This is a genomic window from Bradyrhizobium sp. UFLA06-06 (assembly GCF_054820065.1).
Window position 1 is genome coordinate 68,030 of the sequence record NZ_JADFUD010000038.1, and the last position, 9,116, is coordinate 77,145.

General features: G+C 57.1%; 9 protein-coding genes and 1 pseudogene. 3 read left to right on the forward strand and 7 right to left on the reverse strand.

Annotated elements, in window-relative coordinates; translation table 11 throughout:
* Position 1: 1 nt before the first annotated feature.
* The 4 genes from IF803_RS27865 to IF803_RS27880 all read right to left on the reverse strand — a co-directional run bounded on the left by IF803_RS27865 (position 2) and on the right by IF803_RS27880 (position 3,741).
* A complete protein-coding gene (locus IF803_RS27865) occupies positions 2-715 on the reverse strand; it encodes an enoyl-CoA hydratase/isomerase family protein (RefSeq protein ID WP_245288815.1) in 714 nt (237 codons plus the stop codon).
* A gap of 77 nt (positions 716-792) precedes the next feature.
* A complete protein-coding gene (locus IF803_RS27870) occupies positions 793-1,947 on the reverse strand; it encodes an LLM class flavin-dependent oxidoreductase (RefSeq protein WP_028342726.1) in 1,155 nt (384 codons plus the stop codon).
* Positions 1,948-2,208: 261 nt separating this feature from the next.
* A complete protein-coding gene (locus tag IF803_RS27875; protein ID WP_225159861.1) occupies positions 2,209-2,976 on the reverse strand; it encodes a creatininase family protein in 768 nt (255 codons plus the stop codon).
* Positions 2,977-3,741, reverse strand: a complete 765-nt coding sequence (locus tag IF803_RS27880; RefSeq protein ID WP_461194208.1) for an enoyl-CoA hydratase/isomerase family protein — start codon at positions 3,739-3,741, stop codon at positions 2,977-2,979.
* Between the two features lie 349 nt (positions 3,742-4,090).
* On the opposite strand from IF803_RS27880, the gene IF803_RS27885 reads away from it, so the two are divergent.
* The 3 genes from IF803_RS27885 to IF803_RS27895 all read left to right on the forward strand — a co-directional run bounded on the left by IF803_RS27885 (position 4,091) and on the right by IF803_RS27895 (position 6,502).
* Entirely contained in the window at positions 4,091-4,714 is a 624-nt protein-coding gene (locus IF803_RS27885) for an Lrp/AsnC family transcriptional regulator (protein ID WP_461194209.1), read from the forward strand.
* A gap of 667 nt (positions 4,715-5,381) precedes the next feature.
* The gene (locus IF803_RS27890; RefSeq protein WP_125459174.1) at positions 5,382-5,588 is read left to right on the forward strand and encodes a hypothetical protein; all 207 of its coding nucleotides are present in this window, start codon (positions 5,382-5,384) and stop codon (positions 5,586-5,588) included.
* A 77-nt stretch (positions 5,589-5,665) separates the two neighbouring features.
* The gene (locus IF803_RS27895) at positions 5,666-6,502 is read left to right on the forward strand and encodes an alpha/beta fold hydrolase (protein ID WP_080686847.1); all 837 of its coding nucleotides are present in this window, start codon (positions 5,666-5,668) and stop codon (positions 6,500-6,502) included.
* Positions 6,503-6,667: 165 nt separating this feature from the next.
* Here IF803_RS27895 and IF803_RS27900 read toward each other — a convergent pair.
* From IF803_RS27900 to IF803_RS27910, 3 genes and pseudogenes are all read right to left on the reverse strand, one after another.
* Positions 6,668-7,278 (reverse strand): annotated as a pseudogene (locus tag IF803_RS27900) (LOG family protein).
* Between the two features lie 166 nt (positions 7,279-7,444).
* Entirely contained in the window at positions 7,445-8,548 is a 1,104-nt protein-coding gene (locus tag IF803_RS27905; protein WP_461194210.1) for an ABC transporter substrate-binding protein, read from the reverse strand.
* Between the two features lie 20 nt (positions 8,549-8,568).
* On the reverse strand, positions 8,569-9,116 hold a 548-nt coding region (locus tag IF803_RS27910), incomplete at its 5' end, for an ABC transporter permease (RefSeq protein ID WP_461194212.1).

Below are 9,116 nucleotides of genomic sequence, written 5' to 3' on the forward strand. Positions count from 1 at the left end.
GTCACCGCTCCGCGAAACGCCTGCGCTTCTCCGCAAAGGCGGCTACCGCTTCGCGACGCTCGGGCGTAGCGAACGTAAGGGTTTCCAGGGCGGTGGACGTGTCCAACAGGAGATGCGCGAACTCCTTGACAATCTTGTTCACCGAATACTTCGTCCAGATGATTGCTTCTCGTGGACCGCTCGCCAGCATTTCCGCGTATTCGATCGCCACCTCGCGGACATCACGATCGGAAACGGCTTCGTTGATCATGCCCATCGCAACAGCCTGCTCGGCGGACACGAAGGCGCCCGTCATAAGATAGTGCTTGGCGCGGACCGGACCGATCAGAAGCGGCCAGATGACCGCACCACCATCGCCCGCCACGACGCCGGCCGTGACATGGGTATCGGCAAACCGGGCGGTCGATTGCGCAAAGATCACATCGCACATCAGGGCAAGCGTTGCGCCGAGACCGACGGCCACGCCATTGACGGCGGCAATGATTGGAGCCTCCACTTCTAGCATGTTGCGGACCAGGTGGCGTCCGCCGCGGGTCGGCGACGGGATCGGGCTCTTGTCCAGCGTCTTCTGATCGCCACCGGAGCAAAAACCACGGCCGGCTCCGGTCAGCACGATCGCCCGGACCGATTTGTCCCGATCGAGATCGACGAACACCTGCTCGAGCTCGTCATGCATGTCCCAGTTGATCGCGTTGAGGATCTCGGGACGGTTCATCGTCACGACCGCGACACCGCTCGGGCGCTTCTCGATGAGGAGATATTCGTACTTCGATTCTAACATGGACCTGTTCCTTACACTGCCTTCTTCGAGGACCCGGAGTTCTGCGGCCGCATTGCCCGGATCGTGTCGAGAATTTCCTCGGTGGGACGGACAACGTTGTTCTTGTCGTTGAAATGCGGGATCACGTAGCGCCCCACCATGTCGATCGCCTCCATGATCTTGTGGTGAGGTACCGAATCCAGGTGCAGAAGCACCTCATCCACACCGAGCGCTTCATACTGTTCGAGCTGGCGAATGACGGTATCCGGAGCTCCGCACACGGTCGTGGCGGAGTGATTCAGGAGATAGTCCCAGTCTCGCCCGGCGCGCTCCATCGACGGGACGCTCTCGCTCATGTAGGAATAGTCGTCCGCAAGCTTCGCCAGGCGCGGATACGCATCCGTCGAGATCCGCGCATAGTGCATGAGCGGTTCAGCGTAATCGTCCTTGGCTTTCTGATCGGTGGGACCGATGCCGAGGAATAGCGGGATGCCGATGCGGGGACGATCGAGCGGGCCCTGTTCGTCGCGCTTCCAGGCGCCGCGATAGGCGGCGAGCAATTTCTTCTGGACTTCCCAGCCCTGATAGATCGAGTGGCTCATCACGGCCAATCCCTCGGAGCCCGCCCAGTTGTGGCTGCGCTCGCTGGTGGCCGCTATGCCGATCACCGGGTACGGCTTCTGGACCGGCTTCGGCACAAGTTGACGCGGAGGGATCTGGTAGTATTTGCCCTCAAATGTGAAAATGTCTTCGCGCATCGACTTGCGGAGAAGCGCGATTCCTTCTTCCATCTGTGCGAGCGTTTCAGCCGGATCGACATTGAATGCCCGCATGGCAATCGTCGTATTCGCGCGCCCGCCATAAAACTCCATGCGACCGTGCGAAAGGATATCGGTGACCGCCAGACGCTCCGCGGAGCGCAGCGCGTGATTGATCCGCTGAGGCATGAGGGTAACGGCGGAACGCAGCTTGACGCGCGACGTCACCGCGGCGAGGTACCCGTAGACGACCTCCGGTGCCGAGCTGGAAATGCCGCCAAGCGCAACATGCTGCTCAGAGAGCGCGACGCAATCGAAACCCACCTTCTCGGCGAGGCGAACCTCATCAACGAGTTCATGAAGCCGCCGGGCGTAGCTTTGCCCGACCTGAGTTTCCTGCTCCGACCAGAACCCAAATTTGAGTGCCATTCTGCTGTCCTTCCGGCGTACCTGATGGACGAAACAATGTTGCAGAACCGGCGAAATTTTCCTCCGAATACGGCTCGTCGACGCCCGACTTTCAAAATTTTGTGCTGTCTGTGAACATGGGCTCGCCAGTGGCGCGCACGGAGCCGTCTTTCGCCGTGGGCTTCACGGCCTGCTCTCGACGGCGCACACGTCTTGACGACGAGCCTTTTCCGCTCGTTCGGATGCGCAAATCTCAAGCTGTGCAGGAAGGTGTGAAGCGGGTCAGTCTTCGAACGCGTCGACCAGGAGGTCGGCTATGTGCTCAAGACAGCTTTCCCCGATCGCAACCGTCGAACCACGAGGATCTCCGAGGACCCCGTTCTGCGTGACGGAGGAAATGCCGTTCCTCCACATCAGCTCCAGCTGGTGCTGCGACAGCAGACCGATGTGGCCTGGTTCGAAACGATCGATACGTACGCTGTCTGGACGAATCTTCATCATCAGTGACGTTTCGGCGATGTCGGCGTGGCCGCCTACCGCGGCTTCATCGCCACCGGCAGCGGAGACCGCTTCCCGCCACCCCTTCATCCACGCCTCGGAATCGACGAAAGCATCGATCCGTGCTCGTCCTTCAACGCTCCCGCGAAGGCGCGGCATCATGTCCCTGAGGACCGGGAAGTTGCCGATATGGCCAGAGAAGAAGATGATTCTGGAAAAGCCGTGCCGCATCAGGCTGGCACAATAGTCCGAGCACAACGCCTCGAGCGTTTCGGGACGTATCGATATGGTGCCGGGAAACGTCAGATGATGGGAAGAGCAGCCCACCCTTATTGTCGGGGCAATAAGCGTTCGACCGAGGCGGCGGGCGACCAAGGTGGCGAGGGCTTCCGCATGGTCCGCATCCATGCAAAGCGGCAGATGGGGTCCATGCTGCTCCACGGCCCCGCAAGGTACGACCACAGTGTGGAACCCGCTGCTCAGAGCCATCGAGACATCTTCGAATGTCATGAGCTCCAGGCGCAGATCGCCCATCCATCCAGGCTCGCTCATTCAGACCTTCTTGTTCTTCGCCAGAAAGCGGGCTCTGGCTTCGGCAGAACCCTCTTCGTCCAGATACGCCGGCAGATCCGCGATCGTCATGTCGTCTAGTTCACCGTCACTCATCTGACCGGTGAGATTCAAAGACCGCTTTATCGCCGCGAACAGCTTTCTGTCCTTGCTTCGGAGCTGACGACAAATCGATCTGGCTCTGTTGGCAACCTCGTCCGTGTCAACGATTTGATCGACCGCACCCAGTCTGAGGGCTTTTGACGCGTCGATCAACTCTCCCCAATACAGCAACTCCTTGGCAGCCCGCTGGCCGAGCATTCGCCCCGCTTGACGCATGCCCTTCACGGCGGGAAGCAGCCCATGATTGATCTCCGGGAACCCGATCTGGCATTCGGGATTTGCCACCACGTAATCTGCATGCAGCAGAAACTCGAAGGCTCCTCCCACGGCGTAACCGCGAACGGCACAAATGAATGGGCTCGGATACCTTTCCATTTCACACAGCAGCGCGTGAAACATCCTTAACCGTGGCGTTGCCACCTCGACGGTCGCGATCTCCTTGATGTCGCCGCCGGCGCTGAAGAAGCGATCTCCACGTCCCGTCAGGACGATACCCGGCGGAGCCTCATCTCGTGCGAAGGATTGAATTCGATCCAGAAGGGCGGAGATCAGGTCAATATTCAGAGCGTTCGCCGGCGGACGATTCATCGTCATCACAACCACGTCGGCGTCGCGATCTATCAGCAGAATATCGGAGCTTGCCATGCTTGCAGGCTAGCCAAAATTCCCCTTGGTAATCTGCCGAATCTGCTGATCGTTTTCAGATACGGCAACACAAACATTCGCCGGAGCTTCCCCAATCCGCAGGTTCTGCCGCTTCGGCGCAGATTCACCTATTCTATGTGGGATCGATTTTTCTCACGATTCCAACGCCTGATAAGCAACATGGATACCGATCAGATTGTCAGTTTTTAGATACAAGTCGGCATTTTGTCGAAATTCCGCAACCGAGGGAAGCGTTAGCATCGCTGTCATCGAGATGTCACCGTGCGGAGCAACGCGCGGGACGGGAGGCCTCGACAGTCGTATCGTTTGCCCATAGGAGGACTACAGTATGACCGTGGTGGCGCTGGACAGAATCGATATCAAGATCCTGAACGAATTGCAGCAGAACGCGAGCCTGACCAACGTCGAACTCGCCGCTCGAGTTAACCTCTCTCCTTCACCCTGCCTCGCCCGGGTCAAAAACCTCGAAAAGCTTGGCGTGATTGATCGCAGAATTACAATCCTCCATGCCTCCGTGCTGGGTCTTGGCGTGACCGCATTCATCCAGGTGAGGCTCGAAAAGCAAGTACAGAACTCACTCGATAACTTCACCCGTGCAATCGATCGCATGGAGCAAGTGATGGAATGCTATCTCATGACTGGTGATAACGACTATCTGCTCCGCGTCATGGCTTCGGATATTGAGGACCTCGAAGATCTCATCGTAAACAAGCTATCGCGCATTTCGGGTGTATCCAGCATCAAATCCAATCTTGCCTTGAAGAAGATCTCGTACAAGACGGTGCTCCCGATCGACACGACGCGCCCTGTCCAGATCAGACCGTGTCAATCGACGGCGAGGTATGGTGCCGCCAAGGCAAAGTGCGAAGCCACTGCCCTTCCCGCAAGGCCAGAGCATAGCATGACGTTCGGATTGTCGCACGCGGATAAGCCGTCGGTAGGTGCAAGCTGAGCCAACCAGGAAACTCACAACGATCAGATCTGGTAGACAATCGTTTCCGCTAGGATTCCATGAACGTAGACAGATCCACCGCACTTGGGTCTAATCCCTGCAGAGCCCCTCGGCCTTCTTCACCAAAGCCCGCAATCGAGGCGTGGTTCAAGTGGGCTTCAACTTGGTGCCATGCGGACTACAGACGCCACGAAGCCAACTGGCCCCCTGGACGTTGCGGATCTACATGGGATCATTTGACCGATTTAATCTACGTATCAGCCCGGCCCGTATTTCTCCTCCCGCCGACGCGCCACCCGTGAAGTTCATCACGGCGCCGCCCCAACAACACCAACGCCGCTCGCTTTAATTCCGGCTTCATTTTCGACCCTGTCGCACAAATTGAGTCATCGCTAATGAGTGCCAGCGACCCGCCGACGATTCGGTACGCTGTACCGAGGTGCATTTGCCATGAATCATGTTGACCATACCGTCAACACAATCTAGCAATATACGCGCCGCGCGATCCCGAGGGATGAAGGGAGCCCACGTTACCGTTTTAGAGCGGAGAAATCCGCGCGTAGACCGGAGGCTGTTTGGTGTGTGACGGTTGGACAGACCCTCCTCAGACCCGTCGACGAATGGTCCAAGCGGCCGCCACTGGCGACTATTGCTTCGGAGACACTAGATGACTTCTCAAAAACTTCGGCGAGTATTTGAAGCACTGAGGTGCGGGCTGGCCAAGCAGCTGGAAGCGTTGCAGCGCAACTTAGCTCAATATCCGCCTATCGATCACCCGATGGACGTCTCGGAATACGAGATACTGAGCAGCGTTTGGGCCGCCCATACCGGCCAGCTTCGCAGCCGACCTCGGGGTGGCGAATTGGAGCATTAAATCGCTCGCGGCGGCCCGTCGGATTGCCTTCCGATGCCCGACCGACTTCCGTACGACAGCTACTTGGGGAAACATTTATGAAACGACGTGACGCGCTCAAAATTGCTGGTGCAACTGCTTTTTCTGTCATCTCCGCCTCTGCAGTATCGGCAGAAGCGTCTCCGCCGACCAGGCAGAAGATAATTATGGTCCACGGATCATGGCACTGGGGCGCTTGTTTTGAAAAAGTCAGCAATTTTCTGGCTGAAGCGGGTTGCGCTGTGGCCACGCCTGACCTCAAGTCACACGGATTCGACGAGAGCCGATATGATAGCTTTTCGACTATGGGAGAATATGTGCAGCCCGTAGAGAAAATGCTGCAAGAGTCAAGAGAGCCTGTCGTATTGCTCGGCCATAGCATGGGCGGCGCCACATTGACTTATCTAGGGGAGAAGTATCCGGAGAAGATTTCGAAGCTAATCTATCTTACAGCGTTCATGGTCCCCCAAGGAAAAACGGTCTTGGATTATACTAAAGCAGATGCCACTAATCCTCAGAAAAGGGAAATCCTGGCGATAGTTAAGTTAGTTGGCGACGGTCGCGGTCTCGAGCTCGATACAACCCGGCGCGACCTCGTGAAGGCTGCGTTTTACGGCGATTGTAGCGACCATGACGTCAATATAGCTATCAAGAATTGCGTGCCCATCACTAGCACCGTGCCCTACGCTGTAGTGTCAGAGATAACAGCCGATCGGTTCGGCAAGATCCCTCGCGTTTTTATCGAATGTTCAATGGACAAAGCGATTCCAATTGAAAGCCAACGTCAAATGGCCGCTGATGTACCCGGCGCGAAGATCATTAGCATCGATACCAGCCATTCTTCCTTCTTCTCTAGGCCGGCAGAGCTCGCCCATATTATTTTAGAGAACACATAGTCACTAGGCCGTGTACTTATAAACCAGCGGGGCATGTGGCTGGTGGTGACTATGTCCACTTTGCTCCTATAGCGACCAAGTTCGTGCGGCAGCGCAGCATGTCGCTATGGGCCAACATCAGAAGCCAACGGCACCTGGCCTCATGACGTCTGAGGACGTTGAGATCTACATCTTGTCGATGATCGACGAACCACCGGCTTTGGGCGCGCCATCTTTAGCAGCGGCAGCGACAATCGCAGGGATGACATCCTCGGCACGATCGACGACAATGGGCTGAAGCAGGTGGTCCCTATGAAGGAAACCCGCGTTGCGTATGTGGTTCAGCATCGCCATCATCGCGCCCAAAAGCCTTTGATGTTCACCAGGACCATCGGCTTGCGGTGCTGCCCAAGCTGGGCCCAGGTCATGATTTCCACGATTTCTTCGATGGTGCCGATGTCACCCGGAAGCGCCACGAAGGCATCAGAACGCTCGAACATTCTGTGCTTGCGCTCGTGCATGGTGTCGGTGATCGTCAAGTCTTCGAACGTCTTGAGCGCGTCGGTCGTCGTTTCCCAGTTGGTGAGAAATCTCGGAATGATCGCGCCGACCTTGCCGCCGTTGTCCAATGTGCCGCGAGCAACTGCGCCCATCACGCCATGGGTTCCGCCGCCATAGATCAGCGTTAATCCCGATGCAGCAAGTGCGCGTCCCAATCGTTCGCCTGCCTCGACGTAGGCAAGATCGTGTCCGGGCGAGGAACCGCAATAGACGCAGACTGCTTTGATCTTGCTCATGTTGGCGATAACCTTTCCGACGAGCGCCGTCACAAGGGCTCGATATCCGTCGTCTTCGCCCTAACACCTATCCCGTTTCGAGGGAAAGCGATGCGCTATATTCAGTTTGGCACGGGTAGCCGTACAAGGCCTCTCGCAATCAGTATGGCGCCGAGCGTGACGATCCTCAATCGCCCTGGAGCTTGGAGCTTCCGTCCTTCTTCGCATCGTTGATGATGGCGGTTCGATCGTAGTTGTTGATACTATCTATGAACTGGTTCGTTAGAACGTGATCGACGGCTATGGGAGCCGGTAAGACCTTCTGGTCGACAAAGAAGTTGATTAGCCGATTCCAATCGTCGGAGACAAACGTCCCGTGTTTGTCACCAATCTTAGGCGTATTCCAAATGCCGAGCCGTGCCTGATTGACGGTTATCCCTTCCTCAAGCGCTGCAGCGCTGTCTGGGTTTTTGGATGCAGCCTCGGGATACGCTTTCCAAGTGATCAGAACCGCAGCTTTGGGATTTGCCATCGAGTAGTCGTAGCCCTTTGCAACGGCCCGTCCAATTCCCGTTAACATCTTTGGATTGCTCTCGATCGTCTGTGTGCGGGCCAGCAAGCCCACATCCGGCAGCGCGCGCAGATTTTCCGCCACCGGTAGCTCGCGAAGGCCGAGACCGGAGAACTTGAACTTGGCGAGCGCGGCATCCCAGTAGACGGCCCCGTCGACAAACTTCTGACGGATCGATGTGACGGCCTGCGCTCCAACACCTATCGGCAGAAGGGAAACATCCTTGTCGGGATCCAGGCCGGCGGCCTGCACGAACGCGCGACCAAACGTCGTACCGGCGCTCCCCATCGATTGGACGCCCAGCTTCTTGCCTTTCAGGTCGCCGAGCGCCTTGATCGGACTATCAGGCAGGACGGCGACCGACCAGATGTTCGAATAGTAGAGCCCGTAGAAGTATCGAATGTCGAGCTTTCCGGACTGAACCCCAACCAGAGCTTCACCTGGCGAGGCGGCGCCGACTTCCGCGTTGCCCGCCGACACTTGTATCGCCGATTCGTTGGAGCCGCCGACCGCGATCAGCGTAACGTCGTAGCCTTCGGATGCGAAATAGCCCTTTTCCTTGGCGACGACGAATGGTGAGAACGCTTCGTCGATATTGCGAACTGGAATCAGCAAGCGTACCTTTTCCAGGGCGCTCGCACTCTGCATTCCGCCGAAATAAACGATTATCGCGGTGGCAGCCGCCCCTAATAGTCCGCGCTTACGCAACATGGTCGACATCGGCTATCTCCTGAATTGTTTCACGTCATGACTGGCGCATCGCTACGCCTGATCCAGAAGATGTACCTGCGTGCGGCATACCTCATCAGGCCGTGCATCACCAGGCCGATCGCCGATAAGATGATCAACACGGCAAAGACGCCGGAAACGTCCATGCTGAAGTTCAGCGTAACCACCAGGTAGCCGAGCCCCACCTGAGCGCCAACGAACTCCCCAACGATGGCGCCGATAACAGCAAGGACGGCAGCGATCTCGAGGCCGGCAAAGATCAATACCAATGCCGACGGAATCCTCAGACGCATTAGGGTCTGCAATTTGGTGGCACCGAATGCCTTCATCATGTCGAGCTGATCTTTATCGGTGGAGTGAAAGCCGGCGATCACGCTGACCAACACCGGGAAGAAGCAGACGAGTGCCGTGATTACGATTTTCGACGTCAAGCCATAGCCGAACCAAATGATGAAGAGGGGCGCAATGGCGACCTTCGGCAAGGATTGCAGCGCGACGAGATAGGGGTAGACCAGTCGCTCAAAAACCGGAATGAGCGAGATCATCGCACCGATAATCA

Coding starts and splice junctions, on each gene's coding strand:
- IF803_RS27875 (WP_225159861.1), bottom strand. CDS start 2,976: ATGAGCGAGCCTGGATGGATGGGCGATCTGCGCCTGGAGCTCATGACA.
- IF803_RS27905 (WP_461194210.1), bottom strand. CDS start 8,548: ATGTCGACCATGTTGCGTAAGCGCGGACTATTAGGGGCGGCTGCCACC.
- IF803_RS27870 (WP_028342726.1), bottom strand. CDS start 1,947: ATGGCACTCAAATTTGGGTTCTGGTCGGAGCAGGAAACTCAGGTCGGG.
- IF803_RS27890 (WP_125459174.1), top strand. CDS start 5,382: ATGACTTCTCAAAAACTTCGGCGAGTATTTGAAGCACTGAGGTGCGGG.
- IF803_RS27865 (WP_245288815.1), bottom strand. CDS start 715: ATGAACCGTCCCGAGATCCTCAACGCGATCAACTGGGACATGCATGAC.
- IF803_RS27895 (WP_080686847.1), top strand. CDS start 5,666: ATGAAACGACGTGACGCGCTCAAAATTGCTGGTGCAACTGCTTTTTCT.
- IF803_RS27880 (WP_461194208.1), bottom strand. CDS start 3,741: ATGGCAAGCTCCGATATTCTGCTGATAGATCGCGACGCCGACGTGGTT.
- IF803_RS27885 (WP_461194209.1), top strand. CDS start 4,091: ATGACCGTGGTGGCGCTGGACAGAATCGATATCAAGATCCTGAACGAA.